Origin of the sequence: Paraplanobispora siamensis (assembly GCF_016863175.1) — a bacterium.
In the GTDB taxonomy this organism is placed as follows: Bacteria; Actinomycetota; Actinomycetes; order Streptosporangiales; family Streptosporangiaceae; genus Planobispora; species Planobispora siamensis.
Map to the genome: position 1 here is coordinate 1 of NZ_BOOJ01000089.1, position 19,884 is coordinate 19,884.

General features: G+C 73.4%; 18 protein-coding genes. 7 read left to right on the forward strand and 11 right to left on the reverse strand.

Going from position 1 to position 19,884, the window contains the following annotated elements; translation table 11 throughout:
- The 6 genes from Psi01_RS40895 to wecB all read right to left on the reverse strand — a co-directional run.
- A partial coding sequence (locus Psi01_RS40895; protein WP_204069584.1) for an MCP four helix bundle domain-containing protein occupies positions 1-801 on the reverse strand: 801 nt, incomplete at its 3' end.
- A 183-nt stretch (positions 802-984) separates the two neighbouring features.
- A complete protein-coding gene (locus tag Psi01_RS40900; protein ID WP_204069585.1) occupies positions 985-1,377 on the reverse strand; it encodes a hypothetical protein in 393 nt (130 codons plus the stop codon).
- Positions 1,364-2,002, reverse strand: a complete 639-nt coding sequence (locus Psi01_RS40905) for a PilZ domain-containing protein (protein ID WP_204069586.1) — start codon at positions 2,000-2,002, stop codon at positions 1,364-1,366. The genes Psi01_RS40900 and Psi01_RS40905 overlap by 14 nt, the downstream gene beginning before the upstream one ends.
- A complete protein-coding gene (locus Psi01_RS40910) occupies positions 1,999-3,330 on the reverse strand; it encodes a hypothetical protein (protein WP_204069587.1) in 1,332 nt (443 codons plus the stop codon). The genes Psi01_RS40905 and Psi01_RS40910 overlap by 4 nt, the downstream gene beginning before the upstream one ends.
- Positions 3,308-5,350, reverse strand: a complete 2,043-nt coding sequence (gene flhA, locus Psi01_RS40915) for a flagellar biosynthesis protein FlhA (RefSeq protein WP_204069588.1) — start codon at positions 5,348-5,350, stop codon at positions 3,308-3,310. The genes Psi01_RS40910 and flhA overlap by 23 nt, the downstream gene beginning before the upstream one ends.
- 193 nt (positions 5,351-5,543) lie before the next feature.
- On the reverse strand, positions 5,544-6,707 hold the full coding sequence (gene wecB, locus Psi01_RS40920) for a non-hydrolyzing UDP-N-acetylglucosamine 2-epimerase (RefSeq protein WP_204069589.1): 1,164 nt from the start codon (positions 6,705-6,707) through the stop codon (positions 5,544-5,546).
- 328 nt (positions 6,708-7,035) lie between these two features.
- On the opposite strand from wecB, the gene Psi01_RS40925 reads away from it, so the two are divergent.
- The 3 genes from Psi01_RS40925 to Psi01_RS40935 all read left to right on the forward strand — a co-directional run bounded on the left by Psi01_RS40925 (position 7,036) and on the right by Psi01_RS40935 (position 11,014).
- Positions 7,036-8,700, forward strand: a complete 1,665-nt coding sequence (locus Psi01_RS40925) for a methyl-accepting chemotaxis protein (protein WP_204069590.1) — start codon at positions 7,036-7,038, stop codon at positions 8,698-8,700.
- 40 nt (positions 8,701-8,740) lie between these two features.
- A complete protein-coding gene (locus Psi01_RS40930; protein ID WP_204069591.1) occupies positions 8,741-9,838 on the forward strand; it encodes a sugar ABC transporter substrate-binding protein in 1,098 nt (365 codons plus the stop codon).
- A gap of 90 nt (positions 9,839-9,928) precedes the next feature.
- Positions 9,929-11,014, forward strand: a complete 1,086-nt coding sequence (locus Psi01_RS40935) for a methyl-accepting chemotaxis protein (protein ID WP_204069592.1) — start codon at positions 9,929-9,931, stop codon at positions 11,012-11,014.
- Between the two features lie 147 nt (positions 11,015-11,161).
- Here Psi01_RS40935 and Psi01_RS40940 read toward each other — a convergent pair whose 3' ends face one another.
- The 4 genes from Psi01_RS40940 to Psi01_RS40955 all read right to left on the reverse strand — a co-directional run bounded on the left by Psi01_RS40940 (position 11,162) and on the right by Psi01_RS40955 (position 15,030).
- On the reverse strand, positions 11,162-12,676 hold the full coding sequence (locus Psi01_RS40940; protein ID WP_204069593.1) for a pyruvate, phosphate dikinase: 1,515 nt from the start codon (positions 12,674-12,676) through the stop codon (positions 11,162-11,164).
- 7 nt (positions 12,677-12,683) lie between these two features.
- Positions 12,684-13,310 carry a transcriptional regulator gene (locus Psi01_RS40945; protein WP_204069594.1) on the reverse strand — a complete coding sequence of 209 codons (627 nt, stop codon included), beginning with the start codon at positions 13,308-13,310 and terminating at the stop codon, positions 12,684-12,686.
- A 66-nt stretch (positions 13,311-13,376) separates the two neighbouring features.
- Positions 13,377-14,480 (reverse strand): TetR/AcrR family transcriptional regulator, encoded by a 1,104-nt coding sequence (locus Psi01_RS40950; RefSeq protein ID WP_204069595.1) that lies wholly within the window; start codon positions 14,478-14,480, stop codon positions 13,377-13,379.
- A 124-nt stretch (positions 14,481-14,604) separates the two neighbouring features.
- Complete coding sequence (locus tag Psi01_RS40955; protein ID WP_204069596.1) at positions 14,605-15,030, reverse strand: DUF6157 family protein; 426 nt, start codon at positions 15,028-15,030, stop codon at positions 14,605-14,607.
- Positions 15,031-15,136: 106 nt separating this feature from the next.
- Between Psi01_RS40955 and Psi01_RS40960 the strand changes: the two genes are divergently transcribed.
- Both Psi01_RS40960 and Psi01_RS40965 read left to right on the forward strand, forming a co-directional pair.
- Positions 15,137-15,715 carry a TetR/AcrR family transcriptional regulator gene (locus Psi01_RS40960; RefSeq protein WP_204069597.1) on the forward strand — a complete coding sequence of 193 codons (579 nt, stop codon included), beginning with the start codon at positions 15,137-15,139 and terminating at the stop codon, positions 15,713-15,715.
- Between the two features lie 51 nt (positions 15,716-15,766).
- Positions 15,767-17,020, forward strand: coding sequence for an MFS transporter (locus tag Psi01_RS40965; protein ID WP_204069598.1), 1,254 nt, complete (start codon positions 15,767-15,769; stop codon positions 17,018-17,020).
- 22 nt (positions 17,021-17,042) lie between these two features.
- Here the strand turns inward: Psi01_RS40965 and Psi01_RS40970 are convergent, their stop codons facing one another.
- On the reverse strand, positions 17,043-17,957 hold the full coding sequence (locus tag Psi01_RS40970; protein ID WP_204069599.1) for a LysR family transcriptional regulator: 915 nt from the start codon (positions 17,955-17,957) through the stop codon (positions 17,043-17,045).
- 74 nt (positions 17,958-18,031) lie between these two features.
- On the opposite strand from Psi01_RS40970, the gene Psi01_RS40975 reads away from it, so the two are divergent.
- Together Psi01_RS40975 and Psi01_RS40980 are read left to right on the forward strand one after the other, a co-directional pair.
- On the forward strand, positions 18,032-19,072 hold the full coding sequence (locus Psi01_RS40975; RefSeq protein WP_204069600.1) for a DMT family transporter: 1,041 nt from the start codon (positions 18,032-18,034) through the stop codon (positions 19,070-19,072).
- Positions 18,984-19,823, forward strand: coding sequence for a hypothetical protein (locus Psi01_RS40980; RefSeq protein WP_204069601.1), 840 nt, complete (start codon positions 18,984-18,986; stop codon positions 19,821-19,823). Before Psi01_RS40975 ends, Psi01_RS40980 begins: the two co-directional genes overlap by 89 nt.
- The last annotated feature ends 61 nt before the right edge of the window (positions 19,824-19,884 follow it).

The following is a 19,884-nucleotide window of genomic DNA, read 5'->3' on the forward strand; positions in this document are numbered from 1 at the left end:
ACGGGAGGCGACCTCGACCTTCTGGGTCAGGTCACCCTTGGCCACCGCGCCCAGGGCGCCGGAGACCGCGCCCAGCGAGCGCACGATCAGGCGCGAGACCACCAGGGCCAGCCCCAGGGCGAGCAGCAGGCCGATGCCGAGCATCGTCAGGATCTGGGTGCGGGCGGACTCGTACTCCTCCATGGTGTGGACGGTCATCGCCTCGGCGTCCTGCCGCTCGATCACCGCCAGCTTGTCCATGGCGTCGTTCATCTGGGCGGACACGTCGGTGAACTGCTTCAGGATCGCCGCGGTGTCGGTGCCGACCTGGAGTCCGGACGACGACTTCTCACCGAAGATCACGACGGCACGCAGGTCCTGGTAGCTCTTCCAGGCGTCCTCGAAGGAGACGACGGCGTCCTTCCAGCCCGCCGAGGAGGAGGGCTGGCCCTTGTAGGAGTCGAACGCGGCGGTCACCTCACCGGTGAACCCCTTCACCTGCTGCGCGATCTGCGCCCTGAGGTCGGCCTCCTGGACGGCCATCAGAGCGGAGGTCGCGTTGTACATGTCGGCCATCGAGCCGCGGGTGTCGACCAGGTGGGACAGCCGCTGGACGTTGGCCTCCTTGACCTGGTTCATGTCGTCGTTCAGAGCGCTCATGCGGTTCAGCGCCACCGCGCTGATGCCGCCGCCCATCACGGCCACGACGGCCACGGCGGTCAAGATCTTGGTGTTGATACGCCGGTCGGCGAACCACCCCAGCAACGGGTTGCGCTGAACGGTCACCACAGGCGGGGCGGATGCGGGCACAGGGTCGGTCACAGTCAGGTCCTTTCCAGTACGGGACCGGGAGAGCTGCTGGGGCAGCGAAAGGTAGATGTCGGCATCCGTATCGGCAGGAAAAGCCGTGATTTAAGGCGATTGCACCACCCGCGGCGCCCACGCCGCGGATGCCGGCCACCGGGCGGTGGCCGGCGAAAAGGACGCGGGCGAGGGACGCGGATGTCAGCTTCCGGCGCCGGCGGGCGGGAGCGCGGCGGCGGGCGTGACGCTCTCCGTCCCCGTGAGCTCCCTGGCGGGCGTCCCGGACGCGCCGGAGGCGCCGGAGGCGCCGGAGGCGCCGGACGCGGGGAAGGGATCGCTCGCCCGCCTGCCGCCCGTGGGCGAGACCCTGTCGACCGACATGGTCACCACGGTCGCGTCGTCATCCTCCTGCGGGCCGTACGAGGCGGTGACCCGCCGCAGCACGGTGAACATGAGGCTGCTGACCACGACCGCCACGAGATAGCGGATCAGGGCGGAGGCGATGTCCAGGTCCTCCAGCACGAACGCGTGCCACAGCGCCGGTCCGGCCAGGACCAGCGCCAGCAGCAGCACCGGCGGGCTAGCGAGAAGCATTGTCGGAGGCCGCCTTCCTCGCCTTGATCTGCGCGTTCATGACGTAACGGCGGACCACCTGCGCCTGCGCGTCCGGCGGGTCGTAGACGACCACGGCCATGACGCCGTGCCCGTCGTGCGCGCTGACGGTCAGCACGTTTCCCTCGAGCACGAGGAGGTTGTTGTCCAGCGCCATCTTGACCAGCACGGACTGTTCGGGGAACAGCCCCGAGGCGGCCCCCTGGCAGCGCACGCCCCGCTCCGAGATGTCGATGAAGCGGCCGTGGAAGACCTCCTCGCCGGTGCCGAGGTCCAGCAGCCGGATCGGCTCGCCGGCGGCCACCCGTACGGCGTTGCGGCGGCTGTAGTAGCTCACCGTGCCCTCGGCCTCGACGGTCCAGACGCTGACCCGGCCGCGTTCGAGGGCGGTGAAGGTCCCGGGCGCGGTGTACAGGCCGCGGGGCCCGGTCCAGTGGAGCGACACCTCCGTGCCGAGTTCCGGCACGTCGATGTCGCCGGCGCCGCGTGGCGCGGCGATCTTGAGGACGAGCCCGTCGGTGTCCTCCACCCGGGTGGGATAGACCCGGCCGTCCGGCAGGGCGATCTCCACCAGGGCGTTGACGTCGGGCAGGCCGACAGATGTCACGACTGCGTCTCCTCCAGTCGCTCGCACAGCAGCCCGGCCCACTCCTGAGGGGTGCAGGGACGGTCCGCCAGATAGGAAACGGGAATGTCCAGACCGAGCACGCTCGCCGGGTCACCGGTGGCGCACAGGGCGTTGACGGCGATGGCGTCGATCCTGCCGAGCGTGCGCAGGTGGCGCGCGGTGTCGGCGGTCTTGCGGGTGGCGTCGACGACGGCCCACACGGCGGTCGCGCCGAGCGCGTCGGCGACCGAGCACGCCCACTCGCCGTTGCCCTCCTCAGGGGTGGAGGCCACGACGACGATGTACGGGACGTCGTCCCGGTGGATCTTGCGGGCCTTGCGGAGGGCGGCCGCCGGGCCGGACAGGCGCCGGGCCGTGTGGATCTCGGTGCCCGCGGTGGAGCGGGCCGCCAGCAGGATCTGCCCGGAGCCCACGTTCAGGATGTGCGCGACCTGCTTGGCCAGGCGCAGCGCGGCCTGGGTCTCGCCGACGATGACGAGCACGTCACCGGGGCGGCCCGGCGCCGGCGCGGCCTGCGGCAGCTCCGCCATGACGCGCTTGATCGCCGCGTAGGTGTCGGAGCCGGTGACCCGCCGGGCCAGGTGCTCGGGCATGCCGAGCTCCATCAGCGCCTCCACGCGGGCCGTCCGCGGCTCGGCCACCGGGGGCCGGTAGGCGCGCGGCGCCACGGTGGCGGCCTGCTCCTCGACCAGGGCCAGCGCGGCGGTCTGCTGCTCCACCAGGGACAGGGCGGCCTGCTCCTCGGCGACCGCAGAGGGCTGGTAGGCCCGCGCCACCATGGCGCCGGTGCGGGAGGGGACGACGGAGTCGCGCTGGAGCGCGGCCAGCATGTCGGCGAAGGCCAGGTTCTCGGTGCCGGTCTCGACCACGAAGTCCCCGGGCGCCTTCGCCGCGGCCTTCGCGGCGGCGTTCTTCGCCGCGGCGGTCTTGGCCTGGGTGAGCAGGGCCTCGGCACGGGCCTGGCCCTGGGCGGGGATGGTCTGCGCCGCGGCGCGGGAGACGGCGGCGAGGCTCTGCGGGGCGCCGCTCGCGCCCAGCCGCCTCTCCTGCAGCTCGGCCTGCTCCAGCAGCGCCGCCACCGGGTCGGCGGACGCGGCCGCCGGGGCGGGCTCCGGCGTGGCCGGGCGGATGGGCGGGTCGGCGATCTCGACAGTCAGCTCGTAGCGCTGACGGGCGAAGAATCCGGCGAACCCGCCGGTGCGGACGCGGTCGGCAGACACGATGGAGACATCCGGCCCGTGCTCAGTGCGGACCTGGGCCAGCAGCTCCTCGATGTCGGGTCCCTCAAGCAGCAAGCGCTTCGGCATCGGTCACAACTCCCAGGGTTTCCACACGGAACGGGCATTCCGCGATCTCGGTGTAGGACAGCAGGGGCAGACGGGGCGCGGCGAACTTCAGCATCCGCCGCAGGGGCAGGCGCAGCTGGGGCGAGCAGACGAGCACCGGGGCGATGCCCTGCTGCTCGGCGGCCTCGACGAGCTGGGTCGCCTTGCCGATCACGGCCTCGGCGCGGGCCGTGTCGATGATCAGCTGCACGCCCTGGTCGGTGGGGCGCAGCGACTCCAGCAGCGAGTGCTCCAGCCGGGGGTCCAGCGTCAGGACCGGAAGGCCGCTCTCGGGGACGGCGTGGCGGGCGGCGATGGCCGGGCCCAGCGCGTTGCGGACGGCCTCGTGGAGCGTGTCCGGGTCGGAGGTGGTCTTGCCGGCCAGCGACAGGGCCTCGAAGATGCGCACCAGGTCCCGGATGGAGACGCCCTCGTCGAGCAGCGACTGCAGCACGGTCTGGATCTGGCCCAGGCTGAGCAGCGACGGGGTGAGCTCCTCCACGACGACCGGGTGGCTGCGCCGTACGGCCTCCACCAGCGCGCGGACGTCCTCGCGGCCCAGCAGGCGGCTGGCGTTGGCGCGCACCATCTCCGACAGGTGGGTGATGATGACCGACGCCCGGTCGACCACGGTCGCGCCGGTGAGCTCGGCCTGGTGGCGCAGCTCGGCGGGGACCCACTTGCCCTCCAGGCCGAACACCGGCTCCAGACCGGCCCGGCCGGGCAGGCTCTCCAGCCCGTCGCCGATGGCCAGCACGGTGCCGGGCGGGGCCTGGCCGCGGGCGACCTCCACGCCGTTGATGCGCACGACGTAGGTGGACAGCGGAAGGTCGAGGTCGTCGCGGGTGTGCACCGGCGGCATGATGATGCCGGTCTCCAGCGCGATCTTGCGGCGGAGCGAGCGCACCCGGTCCAGCAGGTCGCCGCCGGCGGCGTCGACCAGGTCGATGAGGTCGGGGGCCAGGGCCAGCTCCAGCGGGTCGACCCGGATCTCTCCCATGAGCGACTCGGGCGAGTCCGGCGCCGGGCCCGCGGCCACGGCCTGGGACTCCTCCTCCTTCTCCACGGGAGCCGAGGGGATGCGCTGGGCCAGGAACAGGACCAGGCCGCCGATGATGAGGAAGGGAAGCTTGGGCAGTCCGGGGATGAGGACCAGGGCCAGTGCGGCGCCGCCGCCGACCTGCAGGGCGCGCTTCTGGGCGCCGAGCTGGCCGACCACGCTGCTGCCCATGTCGCCCTCGCCGCTGGCGCGGGCCACCATGAGGCCGGTGGCGACCGACAGCAGCAGCGCCGGGATCTGGGAGACCAGGCCGTCACCGATGCTCAGCAGGCTGTAGGTCTGGATCGCCTCGCCGGCCGGCATGCCCTTCTGCATCACGCCCACGGCGAAGCCGCCGAGGAGGTTGATGACGGTGATGATGATGGCGGCGATGGCGTCGCCCTTGACGAACTTCGAGCCACCGTCCATCGAGCCGTAGAAGTCGGCCTCGGCGGTGACCTCGTGGCGGCGCTTGCGCGCCTCGGCCTCGTCGATGAGACCGGCGTTGAGGTCGGCGTCGATGGCCATCTGCTTGCCGGGCATGGCGTCGAGGGTGAAGCGCGCGCCGACCTCGGCGACGCGCTCGGCGCCCTTGGTGATGACGATGAACTGGATGATGACCAGGATCGTGAAGATCACGATTCCGACGATGAGCGAGCCGCCGACGACGAAGTGGCCGAAGGCCTCGATGACCTTGCCGGCGAATCCGTCGAGCAGCACCAGTCGCGTCGCGCTGATGTTGAGCGCCAGCCGGAACAGCGTCAGGACGAGCAGGAGGGCGGGGAAGGAGGAGAACTCCAGCGGCCGCTTCACGTTCATGCTGACCATGACCACGATCAGGGCGATCGTGATGTTGGCGGCGATGAGCATGTCGAGGACGATCGTCGGCACCGGGATGACCATCATCACGACGATCATGACGACGCCGATCGGGACCGCCAGCTGGCTCAGGCCTTTAGGCAACGGGGTGCCCCCTCCGCTTCTGGCTGGAACGCTTCGGCCGGTCCACTCCTTGACCAACGCACGCCGTCCTGGCGACCTCCCCAATCGGCCCCCGCGGCGGCCTTATGAGGTTTTTCGGGTGCGAGACGAAAAAAGGCACGCCGAAGGAGCCGCGACGCCTCGGGGGCGCGCCGCGGCTCCTTCGGGGCCGGGGTCAGGCGACGGCCAGGTCGCCCTCACCGGATTCGGTACGGCCGGCCAGGTCGAGCGCCAGGCGGCGCACGATGCGCTCCGCCGCCCGCCCGTCGCCGAAGGGGTTGACCGCGGTGGCCATCCGCTCGTACGCGACGCGGTCGTCGAGCAGGCGGGTGGCCGCGGTGATGATCTCGCCCGGCTCGGTGCCCACCAGCAGGGCGACCCCGGCGTCCACGGCCTCGGGCCGCTCGGTGGTGGTGCGCAGCACCAGCACGGGCTTGCCCAGCGTGGGAGCCTCCTCCTGGACCCCGCCGGAGTCGGTCAGGACCAGGTCGGAGGCGTCGAGGGTGGCGGCGAAGTCGAAGTAGTCGAGCGGCTCGACGAGCCGGACGCGGGGGTTGCCGTCCAGGACGGGCAGCAGCGCGTCGCGCACGGCGGGGCTCTTGTGCAGCGGAAGGACGATCTCGACGTCGGGCCGCGCGGCCAGCTCGCCCAGCGCCTTGGCGATGCCCTGCATGGTGTCGCCCTGGTTCTCGCGCCGGTGCAGCGTGACGAGCACCCGCCGGTGGGAGGTGGTGAAGGCCGCCCGGCCCTCGCGACGGCCCAGGACCCACAGCAGGTTGTCGATCACGGTGTTGCCGGTGACCTCGATCTGCCCGGCCTCGACGCCCTCCCCTCGCAGGTTCGCGGCCGAGCCCTCGGTGGGCGCGAAGTGCCAGCGCACCATGGGCGCCACCAGGCGGCGGTTGAGCTCCTCGGGGAAGGGGTTGCCGATGACGCCGGTGCGCAGGCCCGCCTCCACGTGCGCGACGGGCACGCCCTCGTAGAAGGCCGCCAGGGCGCCCATCAGCGCCGTCGTCGTGTCGCCCTGGACGACCACCACATCCGGGGCGTCGGCCCGCACGGCCTCGCCCAGACCGCTGATCAGGCGGGCGGTCAGCCCCGACAGCTGCTGGCGGTCGCGCATGACGGCCAGGTCGCGGCTGCTGTCCATCTGCAGCCGCTGCAGCATCTGGTCGAGCATCTCCCGGTGCTGCCCGGTCGAGACGACCACGGGCTCGAAGAGCGGGGAAGCGCTCATCGCGCGCAGGACCGGGGCGAGTTTGATCGCCTCCGGGCGGGTCCCGAGGATGAGGGCCGCGCGGATGCGGCCCCGCCTGCGGGGAATGGGGATCGCGGACATCGCCGGGAGACTCCTGACCTTATGAAGGGATCACGGGGAACCCGGTTCCGCAGCAGCGGCCACAGAGGTCCCGCGTCTCCGATCGGCCGCAACCCCGCGGGGTTTAGCGGGAATCCCCAGGCCGATCCGCGATCACGCCGATGAGGGGGTCCGATCCGGCGCCCCCCGGCCGCCCCGCCGTGGGTGCCCGCCGGTTGCGGGCCGGGCAGGAAACGGTTGCCGGGCGGGTGCGACATCGGCGGAGAAAAGTCTCAACTCGCGCGTTCTTCACCCGATGAACTGGCTGCCGCGCGTCTGTCGGCGGCCAGATTGAAGGGACATCGCGCCGATGAACGAGGCGTCAGGCATCACGGTCCGGCGAGACGCCGCTCCGGCCGCGAGCACACCGCGGCGCAGGACGATCCTGCGCGCCGTGGCCAACATGCCGATCTCACGCAAGCTGCTGCTGCTGGTGGCGCTGGGATGCTCCGTCGCGGCGGTCGTGGTCGCGGTCGGCCTGTCGGGGCTCGGCAGCGTCGACCAGCGGGTCGAGGACATCTACCGCGGCAACCTGGAGCCCTCGGCCCAGCTCGCCACGATCAACTCCGCCGCGCTGCGCGTCCAGAACGGCATCGCCAACCTGGCCCTGTCCGACGGCGAGGTCGCCCGCACCTCCTTCCGCAAGGGGATCGACGAGGCCGGCGAGCAGCTCGACCAGGCGCTGGAGACCTACCGCGCCTCGGTGAGCGAGAACGCCAAGCGCGAGATGGTCGACCGGTTCGAGATCTGGTGGTCGGCCTACCGCAACATCCTGGAGCACCGCCTGCTCCCGCTCGCCGAGTCCGGCGACAGCGCCGCCTTCCAGCAGGCCTACCTGGGCGACGGGCAGATCACCAGCAACAACGCCATGACGGCCCTGCAGGAGCTGCTGCGCTACGAGCAGACCAGCGGCGCCTCCGCCGCGGCCTCGGCGCACTCGGCCTACGACACCGCGCGCAACCTCATGCTCGCCGCGCTCGTGGCCGGCCTGCTCGTCGCGCTCGCGCTCAGCCGCTACATCTCCGGCCTGATCGTCAGGCCGATCCGCCAGGTGCACGACGTGCTGCAGGCCCTGGCCGCCGGTGACCTCACCGCCAAGGTCGAGGCCGTGCAACGCGACGAGGTGGGCGAGATGGCCGAGGCCCTGGCGGTCGCCACCGCCAGCACCCGCGACGCCGTACGGGCCCTCGGTGAGAACTCCGAGTCCCTGGCCGCCGCCGCCGAGGAGCTCTCGGCGATCAGCTCCCAGATGGGGTCCAGCGCCCAGGAGGCCTCCGGCCGGGCCGAGGGGGTCGCCGGAGCCGCGAACGACGTCAGCCTGCACGTGGCGGCGGTCGCCGCCGGCGCCGAGGAGATGGGCGCCTCCATCCAGGAGATCTCCCGCAACACGAGCGAGGCCGCCCAGGTGGCCGCCCGCGCGGTCAGCGTCGCCTCCTCGGCCAACGACACCATCGGCAAGCTCGGCGCCTCCAGCTCGGAGATCGGCGACGTGGTCAAGGCCATCACCTCCATCGCCCAGCAGACCAACCTGCTGGCGCTGAACGCCACCATCGAGGCCGCCCGCGCCGGCGAGTTCGGCAAGGGCTTCGCCGTGGTGGCCCAGGAGGTCAAGGACCTGGCCCAGGAGACCGCCAAGGCGACCGAGGACATCGGCCGCCGGGTGCAGGCCATCCAGGCCGACACCGACGCCGCGGTCGGCGCGATCAGCGAGATCACCGAGGTGATCGCGCAGATCAGCGAGTACCAGGAGACCGTGGCCGCCGCCGTCGAGGAGCAGGCCGCGACCACCCAGACGATGAGCCGCAGCGTCGCCGAGGCCGCCTCCGGCTCCAGCGACATCGCCGCCAACATCAACGGCGTCGCCGACGCCACCGACATGACCGGCCAGGGCGTGACCAGCACCGCCGAGGCCGTCGGCGAGCTGGCGGGGATGGCCGCGCGGATGCGCACGCTGGTATCCCGCTTCACCTACTGACCCGGCTGGCGAGCAGCCCTCCGAACGGAGACGACGAACAATGCGCAAGTACCGACGTGCGGCCGCGGCGATGGCCGTGGCGATCGCGGGCACCGTACTGGCCGGGTGCGGCATCCTACCGGGATCCGACGAGAGCGACGGCGCGGACAAGGCCGCGGGCGCCACCGGGCAGCGCGTGGCCCTGCTGCTGCCGGAGCGCAACGCCAGCCGCTACGACGCGGCGGACGCGCCCTACTTCTCCCAGCGGCTCAAGAAACTCTGCCCGACCTGCGTCATCGACTACCGCAACGCCGCGCAGGACGCCGACGAGCAGCTCTCCCAGGCCGAGGAGGCTCTGGAGGAGGGGGCGAAGGTGCTCGTGCTGACCCCGGTCGACAGCGCCGCGGCCGCGGCGATCGTCGAGCGGGCGCGGAGCAAGGACGTCCCGGTCATCTCCTACGACCGCCTGGTCCTGGGCACGCCCGTCGACTACTACGTCTCCTTCGACAACGCCAAGGTGGGCCGCCTGCAGGCCGAGGCGCTGCTGTCCGCGCTGGGGGACAAGGCCGGCTCCGGCGAGATCCTGTGGATCAACGGCTCGCCGACCGACAACAACGCCACCCTGTTCAAGAAGGGCGCGCACGAGACGCTCGACGGCAAGGTCAGCATCGCCGCCGAGTTCGACACCCCCGAGTGGAACCCCGAGAACGCCAAAGCCTGGACCGCCCGCACGCTGAAGTCCCTGAACGGGCGCGACCTGGTGGGCGTCTACGCGGCCAACGACGGCACGGCGGGCGGCGCGATCGCCGCCATGCGCGCCGCGGGCCTGCCGGCCGTCCCGGTCACCGGCCAGGACGCCGAGATCGCCGCCCTGCAGCGCATCCTCGTCGGCCGCCAGCACATGACCGTCTACAAGGCGGTGCGCCTGGAGGCGGAGAAGACCGCCGAGCTGGCCTTCGACCTGCTCAGCGGTAAGAAGCCGGAGATGGACGACACGGTGGACAACGGCGCCGGCGCCGTGCCGTCCCTGCTGCTGGACCCGGTCACCGTCACCAAGGACACCATCAAGGAGACCGTCGTCAAGGACGGTTACGTCACCCCCGGCGCGCTGTGCGCCGGCGCCTACGCCGAGGCGTGTTCGGCGGCGGGCATCGCCTGACCGGCCGGCTGGGGCGCGCCGGACCGAGGCTCTCAGCTTCGGCCCGGCGTCGCCGATCAGTCGTAGAGGACGATTAAGGAGTTGAAGATCATGAAGTGGCTGCGGTCACGGCGGGCGGGTGCCGACGTCCACCCGCTGGTGCAGACTCACCAGGCGTTGCTGACGGCGCTCGACAAGGCCCCCGCGGTCCTGCTGATCGTCGACGAGGCCGGCGAGGTCGCCTACCGCAACCAGGCGGCCGACCGCCTTCTGCAGGAGACGGCGGCCACCTACGGGTTCGAGGCGCTGGTGATGCTGAGTGACAAGCTCAAGGCCGACCTGCGCCGGGCCACGTCCTTCCCGCTCAGCACGATCTCGGAGTTGCCGTTCAACGGCGAAGTCGTCTACGGATCGGCCACCTACGACCGGATCCCCGGCGGGTACATCCTGACCTGGTCCGACGCGACGGTGCGGGTCAGGACCGACAAGGCCGTGCGGGAGCTGAGCCAGGAGCTGGCCGCGGCCGGCGCGGCCCTCACCCAGGCCGGCCAGGAGATGGTGAGCACCGCCGGTGCCAGCGCCGGCCAGGCCGAGACCGTCTCCCACAGCTCCGCGGAGCTGACCGAGAGCATCCAGGAGATCTCCCGCGGGGTCAGCAGCGCCGCCTCCAGCACCACGACGGCCGCCGACACCGCCCGTGACGCCACCCACCGGATGGAGCAGCTGCAGGAGTCCAGCCGGCAGATCGGCAGCATCACCAAGCTGATCACCGAGATCGCCGAGCAGACCAAGCTGCTGGCCCTGAACGCCACCATCGAGTCGGCCCGCGCCGGCGAGATGGGCAAGGGCTTCGCGGTCGTGGCCAGCGAGGTCAAGGACCTGGCCGCCCGTACTGCGGTGGCCACCGCGCAGATCACCGAGATGATCGACGGCATCCAGGCCGAGAGCGTCCAGGCCGCCGAGGGCATCTCCGGCATCGTCGGGCTCATCGACGCCGTCGCCGAGCAGCAGACCCTGATCGCCGCCGCGGTGGAGGAGCAGAGCGCCACCAGCGTGGAGATGTCCCGCGGGATGGCCGCCGTCGCCGACTCCGGCCAGTCCGCGGCCCGCACCGCCGAGACCGTGCTCGCCGCCGCGGCGAAGCTGCAGGACCAGGCCACCCGGCTCAACGAGATCGCCAACGCCGTCAACGCCTGACCGCCCCGGCATCGCAGAAGGGACCGGCCGTACACCCACGTACGGCCGGTCCCGCTGTTTTCCCCCGCCTTCCCGGGCCGTACGGCGGTGTCCTGGACGATCCGGTCCCGAGAGTGGAAGCGGGTACGGCGGTGCGCGGCGGCCGGGTCAGTCCTTCAGCAGGACGGCGCGGGCGGCGGTGAGGCGTTCGGCGTCGTCGCGGCCGGGGCCGCCGCCGCAGACCTCGTCGGCCCATTCGAGCAGGCGGTGCAGGTGGGGATCGGCCGGGGCCGTGACGACGCGGGGGCTGCCGGCGACGACCTCCCCGCCGGTCCCGTCGATGGTGACGAACGCGCCTTCCGGGAGGGTACGGCCGCCGGCCCGCACGCGGGCGGCCGCGGCGTCGACGGTGAGGTCCGAGGCCCCCACGACGGCGGGCTTGCCCATCGAGCGCGCGACGACGGCGGCGTGGCTGCCCGGCCCGCCGGACGCGGTGAGGACTCCGGCGGCGGCGGCCAGGCCGTGCATGTCGAGCGGCGAGGTCTGCGGGCGTACCAGGACGACCGGGCCGGCGGCCGCCATCCGGGCCGCCCGGTCGGCGGTTGTCGCCACCCTGCCGGTCGCGACCCCCGGGCAGGCGCCCAGTCCCCGGGTCAGGAGGTCGAGGGTGCCTGAGGCCTCTATCCGCGGCGTGCGGGCGTGGCGGAGGTGGTGCGGGAGGATCCGGAGCAGGGCCTCGTGGCGGCCGATGAGGCCCTGTTCGGCCAGGTCGACCGCGACGCGGACGGCGGCGCGCCCGGCCAGGCCGCCGGGCCGTACCTGCAGCAGCCACAGCCGACCCGCCTCGAAGGTGAACTCCACGTGGCAGGCGTCGCGGTAGTGCCCCTCGATCCGGTCCAGGGCCTCCAGCAGGCCGGCCCACACCGCCGGCTCCCGCTGCGCCAGCTCGGCCAGCGGCCGGGTCGCCGACCCGCCGGAGACGACGTCCTCGCCCTGACGGCCGAACAGCACCTCGCCGAACGGGACGTTCTCCCCGGTGTTGGGGTCGCGGCCGAAGGCGACGCCGCTGCCGCTGCGCCCGTCGCGGTTGCCGTACACCATGGCCTGCACGACGACGGCGGTGCCGAGGTCGTGCGCGATGCCGTGCAGTTCGCGGTAGGTCCGGGCGCGCGGGGTGTCCCACGAGGAGAACACGGCCCCGACGGCCATCTCCAGCTGCCGCGTCGCGTCGTCGGAAACCTCGGGGCGGGAGCCGGGGACGGCGGAGGCGAAGCCGGACAGCAGCCGCCGCCGCGAGTCGAGCGCGAACCGCTCGTCGCCCGTCTCGGCCGCCAGCCCCGCCGTGGCCCCGGTGGTCAGCCCGACGTTGAGGACCGTGTTCATCATGCCGGGCATCGACACGCCGCCGCCCGAGCGGACGGAGACCGCCAGCGGCCGTCCGGGCCCGCCGAGGCGCCGCCCGGTGACGGCCTCCAGGCGGGAGACGGCCGCGGCCAGCTCGGCCTTCAGGCCCTCAGGCAGGCGGCCTTCGCGCAGGAAGGCACGGCACGCCGCGGTGGTGATGACGAACCCGGGCGGTACGGGCAGCCCGAGACGGCGCAGCGTGAGGAGGCCGTGCCCCTTGCCGCCGAGCACGTCCGCGCTTTCCCCGGTCCGCTCCGAGAGCGGGCGTATCCAGTCCACGGCAAGCTCAGAACCGCGGGATGCCCAGGGTGACCAGCAGATCCTCGTGGAGCTGGAACCACACGGTGTGGTAGGACTCCATGTCGTCCGCCAGGTACTGCGGCGCCCCGGAGACGGCCCGGGTGAGCGCGCGGGCGAGCCGTACCCGGTAGCGCCCGAACCGGGGCAGCGCCGCGGCCAGGTCGTCGCAGACGGGCTCGGCGCGCCGGTGGAAGTCGGCGAACCGGTCCATGACCCGGGCGTCGTAGGCGGGGTCGGTGTGGTCGTTCGGCGTGGCGAACCCGTCGGCGGAGCGCATCTGCCAGGCCGTGCACAGGTCGAGCAGCTCCGGGTTGAGCACCAGGAAGTCCTCGTAGGACCGGGTCACCGCGGCCCGGGCACCGGCCGCATCGAGCTCATCGCGGATCCGCTCGGCGTCCGCGGCGCGGCCGGCCCCGGTGAGGCTCCACCCCCCGAAGTCCCCCGGCTCGTGCGTGACCAGGCCCGCCACCGCGAGATCGATCAGCGCCGACTCCGCCTCGGAGGCCTGCAGTCCCGCCACGTCGGCCACGCGCTCCAGGGCGGCGAAGCCGATGCAGCGCAGGGTGTGCAGCACCAGCAGGTCGTCACCGGTCGAACGGGGTGCCTCGATCATGCGCTGCGGTCCTTCCTCGCCGTGACCCCGGGGAAGCCTCCCGTGACGCCGGGAAGGCGGTGCGGGTCAGCCATCGCTCTCCTCCGGTCCGGTGGTGACCGGGCCGCCCGCGACGGCCGCGGCGTGGGCGGCGCCCCGCCCGTGGGCGCGGAAGACGATCCGGCCCGCCCGGACGCGTACCGCGGCCTCGGTGGCGTCGTCCGGGTCCGGGACTCCGGCGGCCGAGGCCACGGCGGCGCGCTCGTCGACCACGAGGCGCAGGCCCGGCCAGGCGCCGGAGGGGAACACCCGCCGCAGGCACGCGGTCAGGTCGCCGATCCTCAGCCGCGCCAGACGCCCGATCTCGGCCGGGTCGCCGGTGACCACGGCCACGGTGACCTGCTCGCCCGGGCGGGCGGCGCGGACGGCCTCCTCGGCCGCCTCCAGGCGTCCGGTCCCCAGGACCGCGATCACCCCGTCGGCGCCGAACCCGGCCGGGCGGCCGGTGATTTCGTCCGGCAGCCCGGCGGGCGGCTCCCAGGGGTCCTGCGCGGGCCGCGCGGGGGCGACGAACGGCAGGTGCGGCGGGTCCCAGGCGTCGGCGAGGTCGAGGCCGGCCAGGTGCTCGCAGGCGCGCGCCACGTCGAAGGGGTCGCCGAACCCCGGCGCCGTGCCGGCCAGGTGCCCGGCGCCGTTCAGCATCGTGAGGACCAGCTCGGCCGTGCGCACCAGCCGCGGCCGTCCGCCGCCCTCCGGTGCGCACGACTCCAGCGCCAGCGCCAGCAGCAGCGCCTCCAGCCGGGTGAGCTGCGCCGAGGCGGTGCGGCCCGGCTCGTCGTCGAACAACCCGGCCGTCGAGCGCAGCTGCAGCTTGCCGTCGGCGGGCGTGTCACCGGCCAGCGGCAGCCGTTCCAGCCAGGCGTAGGCGAAGGCGCCCAGCGCCTCGTGCGGACCGGAGGGCGGGGCCGCCGCCGTGTCCGGCCGCTCGACCGAGTCGAGCAGGACCGCCAGGTACAGCGCGCGCTTGCTCGGAAAGTTGGAGTACACCGCGCCCCGGGTCAGCTCGGCCCGCTCGGCGATCCGGTCGACCTTGGCCTCGGCGTATCCGCGCTCGGCGAACTCCCGCCGGGCGGCGGCCAGCACGGCCGCGCGGGTGCGCTCCTGCTGCTGGGCCCGGGTCAGCCTGGTCATCGCCGCTCCCGCAGTCCGTCACGACATTCGGATGATTTCATCATCTGGATGCTAACACCATCCCGATGATGTCGGCACGCTCATGACGATCCGGTGGCCGATTCCCCATCCCGGCCCGGAAGACTCACTTCGCCCGGCTGGACCGCAGCGCCTTGAGGACCCTCACCTCCGGCACCTCACCGGCGACGATGCGCTTGTACTCCTCCGAGCCCATCGGACACAGCCGCACCCGGCCCTCCCCGTCGAACAGCAGGCCCCAGCCGTACTTCTTGGGCAGCGGCGAGGTCCGCAGGCACGCCTGCGGCTTGGTGAAGAACCGGGCGCGCAATTCCGCCAGTTCCTCCTCCGACCGCTCGGCCGGCTCCTGACGGCGCAGCCAGCTCTCGAAGAGCACGTCCTCCTGCGTCAGGACACCCGGGTCGGCGTCGAGCATCTCGAACTGCAGAACCGCGACCGTCTTCTTGCCGCCCCTGGGCTCCGGCTCCATCGCGCCGCCGACCGGGCAGTCGTCCGCGACCGCGATAAGGGTGTCGTAATAGTTCAGATTCACCCGGCCATGATCCTCGGCAGGACCGACATTCACGACCCTTTCGCCTTGGACCACTGCATCTTTCGCACTATGTACAGATGTACACATAATATGTACTCTTGTACATATGGCACCCCCTACCGGCGCCCCACGGCCGACGACCGCCCGGCGGCCCCGGCGGCACGACCCCGGGCGGCGCGACCGGCTCATCGACGCCGCGCTCACCGTCATCGCCGAACGCGGCGTCTCCGGCACCACGCACCGGGAGATCGCCCGCGTCGCGGACGTACCGCTCGGCTCGATGACCTACCACTTCGCCTCCCTGGAGGAGGTGCTGGCCGAGGCGTTCACCCGGCACGCCGAGTCGACGGCCCGCGTCTTCGACGAGCGTCTGGGCGCCGCCCGGGACCGGGCGGAGGCGGCCGAGGCCGTCATCGGGCTGATCTCGGACCATCTGCTCGGCTCACAGCACGACCTGGTCCTCAGCGTGGAGCTGTACGTGGCGGCGGCGCGCAACCCGGCGCTCAGGGCCGTCACCCAGGCCTGGATGGCGCGCAGCCGTCAGGCGCTGGAGCGGCACTTCGACGCCGTCACCGCCCGGGAGCTCGACGCGCTCATCGAAGGGCTCGTCCTGCACAGCGCCCTGTCGACCGACCCGATGACGCCCGGGCAGATCCGCCACGCCGTCGAGCGGTTCCTGCGCTGACCCCTTCCGGCCCTTCCCGCCCCTCACCCCGCACCACTGATCGGAAGTCCCATGTCCGCTGCCGCCGTGCCCCTCGCCCCGCCTGCCGCACCCACCCGGCAGGCGCGCCGGGCCCGCGCCGCCGTCGCCGCGCTGTTCCTCACCAACGGCGCCGTGTTCTTCAACATCGTCCCGCGCTATCCGCAGATCAAGGCCGACCTCGGCGTGAGCAACGCCGTCTTCGGCACCGCGCTGGCCGGCGGCCCGATCGGCGCGCTGCTGGCCGGGCTGCTCGCCGGCGCCGTGATCCGCCGCTTCGGTTCCGCCCGCGTGGCGGCGTTCGGCATCGTCGTGACCACGATCACGACCATGGCCGTCCCCTTCGTGCCGCACTGGATCGCCTTCGGCGGCGCGCTGTTCGCCGTGGGGGCGCTCGACGCGGTCATCGACGTCGCGCAGAACGCCCACGGCCTGCGCGTCCAGCGGCTCTACCGGCGCTCCATCCTGAATTCGCTGCACGGCGTGTGGAGCATCGGCGCCGTCCTGGGCGGCCTGATGGGCTCGGCCGCCGCCGGTCTGCGCCTGCCCCTCGCGGTCCACCTGGGCATCTCCGCGGCGCTGTTCAGCGTCGTCGCCCTCGTCGCCTACCGGTTCCTGCTGCCGGGCCCGGAGGACGCCGAACGCCTCGCCGAGGCCCAGGACGCGGCCGCCGCCGACGGCCACCCGGGCGCCCCGCCTGCCGGCCCCGCCCGCAGGCGCTCGTTCGCCGCCCCGGCCGTGCGGATGCTCGCCGCGCTCGGCGTGCTGGCCGCCTGCGGCGCTCTCGTCGAGGACGCGGGCGCGTCCTGGGGCGCGATCTATCTCAGCGGCGACCTGCGCGCCGACGCCGCCACCGCCGGGCTGGCCGTCGTGGCCTTCCAGGTCGCCATGACCCTCGGGCGCCTCAGCGGCGACCGCGTGGTGGACCGCTTCGGGCAGCGTATGGTGGCCCGCGCGGGAGGCGTCCTGGCCGCCGGCGGCATGGGCGCCGCGCTGGCCGTGCCCTCCGTCGCGACCACGCTGGCCGGCTTCGCCCTGGCCGGGCTCGGCTTCGCCACCGTGGTCCCGGCCGCCATGCACGCCGCCGACGAGCTGCCCGGCCTGCCCTCCGGCACCGGCCTGAGCATCGTCAGCTGGCTGCTGCGCGGCGGATTCCTGCTCTCCCCGCTCCTGGTCGGGTTCGTCGCCGACCTCGCCGGCCTGCGCGTGGGCCTGCTGTCCGCCGTCCTGGCCGGGGTCGTCACCGTCGTACTGGCCCGGGTCCTGATGAACAGGGCGCCCGAATAGGCACGGGACGCCAGGCGACGCGTCAGGCGATTTCGCGCGCCCGGTCGGACACGGCCCCGAGCAGCGCTCTGAGCGCGGGGGCAGTGGGGCCGTCCCGCGTGACCACGACCAGGCGGCGCCGGATGTCGGCCTCGGCGACGTCGCGGATCGCCAGGGCCGGGTCCGCCGCCGGCAGCGTCAGGGGCGGCAGCAGTCCGACGGCTCCCGTGGCGCGCACGAGTTCGAGCTGGATGTCGGCGTCGTTGGAGCGGTGCCGCACATCGGGTTCGTAGCCGCCCAGGGACCGGCAGGTCCCCACCACCATGGCGTGGTGGCCGGTGCCCTCGGCGGAGGCGACCCAGACCTCCTCGCGCAGCGCGGCCAGGGCGACGGGCCCTTCCTGCCGGGCCAGCGGATGCGCCGGTGAGAGCACCAGCTTGAGCGGTTCCTCGTACAGCTGCGCGAAGCGCAGCCCCGGCGGGCGGGGGCGCGGGTGACCGTCGTACTCGTCGCTGACGACCAGGTCGACCGCGCCCAGGCGCAGTCCCGGCAGCGCCTGCTCCAGCTCGAGTTCGGAGACCTCCACGCGCGCCTGCGGGTGCTCCGACATCATCCGCGCCACGGCGGGGATCAGCAGGCGCCGGGCCGCCGACTGCAGGGCGCCGGCGCGCACGGTGCCGCGGACCTCGCCGTCCAGGGCCGCCAGGTCCGCCGCCGCGGCCTCGGCCGCCGTCAGCAGGACCCGCGCGTGCTGGGCCAGCAGGCGTCCGGCGTCGGTCAGCCGCACGCCGCGCCCGGCCTTCTCCAGCAGCCGCGCACCGGTCTCCTTCTCCAGGACGCTCAACTGCTGCGAGACCGCGGACGGGCTGTAGTCCAGGGCCGCCGCGACCGCGGCCAGCGTCCCGCGCTCCTCCAGCTCGCGCAGCAGGCGGAGCCGGTGCAGATCGAAGGCGATCATTCATGAATACTAATGAATGAGGTCCATGAATCGTCGCTGGACGTGACGAGTCGTGTCCGCCGATGCTGTGGGACATGGGTCCCCTCCTGTGCCTGGTGTCAGCCGCGTGCTTCGGCGCCATGGCGATCTTCGGCAAGTTCGCCTACGCGGCGGGCGTCTCACCCGGGGCGCTGCTGCTGGTCCGCTTCGGCCTGGCGGCCGCCGTGCTGGCGATGCTGCTGCTCCTGCGGCCGGACCTGCGCCGCGGTTCCCCGTCCCCCGCCCCGTCCCCCGCTCCGTCCCCCGCTCCGGGGGCGCGTCGCGGCCGCGTGGGCGTGCTGGCCACGGCTCTCGGGCTGGGCGCGGTCGGGTACGCCGCGCAGGCGAGCCTGTACTTCTCCGCCCTGGAACTGATGGACGCCTCGCTGCTGTCCCTGATCTTCTACACCTATCCGCTGCTGGTCACCGTGGCGGCCGTCCTGCTCGGCCGCGACCGCCTGACCCCCGGGCGGGTCGCCGCGCTGCTGGCCGCCTCCTGCGGAACGCTGCTCGTCCTGCTCGGCACCGGCGGGCTGGACTTCAACCCGCTGGGCGCGCTCATGGCCTTCGGCACCGCGCTCACCTACACCGTCTACATCCTGGTCTCCGACACCGTCGTGCACCGGCTGCCGCCGGTGGTGCTCTCCGCGCTGGTGATGACCGGGGCCACCTTCACCCTGGCCGCCCGCGCCCTGCTCACCGGCGGCGTCGACCTCGGCTTCGGAGTGCGGGGGTGGTTCTGGCTGGCGTGCATCGCCGTGGTGTCCACCGTCGTGGCGATGCTCGCCTTCTTCGCGGGCCTGCGCCGTACCGGCCCCTCCACAGCGGCCATCCTGTCGACCTTCGAACCGGTCGTCACCACGGCGCTGGCCGCTCTCACCCTCGCGGAGTTCCTCACCCCGGTGCAGCTGGCCGGCGGCCTGCTCGTCCTGTCGTCCGTCGCCGTCCTTCAGGCCCGCCCGGCGGGGGAGGTGGTGCGGGCGGACCGGCGTCAATACAGTATTGACGGTGCCCGTCAGAACGATCCGCGCCGTACCGGAGTCCGAGGCGCTGCGCCGGGTGGGGGAGATCGCCGCCCGCCGAGCCCGGTGTCATGATCCCGACCTCGAAACCTTGTCCGACGAGCCGCTGGAGGCGGTCGCCTACGTGCTGGAGCGCCGCCGGGTGCCCGAGGCGGTGCTGCGGTGCGACGTGACGGACGCGCTGGTGCTGCTGGAGTACGTCCGCCGCGCCGTCCCGGCCCTGCCCGGCCGCCTGGACCGGCTGGAGTACCGGCTGCTGAGCCTGGGCGTCGAGCTCGGGCTGAGCCTGGGGGAGCTGGCCGCCGCCCTGGGGCTGCGCTCGCGCCAGGCCGTACAGCACCGCCTGCTGCGCCACGCCGCCGCCGAACGCGGCGCGCCGCGCAGTGAGGTGGCCGAGCGCACCGCCCGGCGCGCCGAGTCCAGGGAGCGTGCCTGGCTGGACCGCAACGCCCCCGCCCTGCTGGAGTGCACCCGCCGCCTCCTCGGCCACCGCGACCTGCTGAGCCCTCCGGCCGCCGATCCTGGAGCCGCCGGTTCCGTGACCGGCGGGGGCGCGGGTCACGGAGCCGGTGAGGACGCCGTGCGGGAGCTGGCCGAGGCGTTCGACGAGCTGGCCGAGTCCCTGGCCCGTGTGCCGGCCGACCGGCGCGATCCCGCCCACACCACCCGGGTACGGCACCTGGCCGCCCGGCTGCGCCTGCTCCTGGCCGACCTGCGCGCCCATCCCGCCGCCGGCCTGCGGGCCCGTCCCGCGGTGCGCGACCTGCTGGAGCGTACGGCCCGCCTGGCCGCGGCCCACCAGGCGGCGAGCTCCGGCGACCGCTGACACCCCGGCCCCCGGGCTGCGGAAGCCGTACCGCGTCCCGGAAGACGCCGGGGCCCCCGCC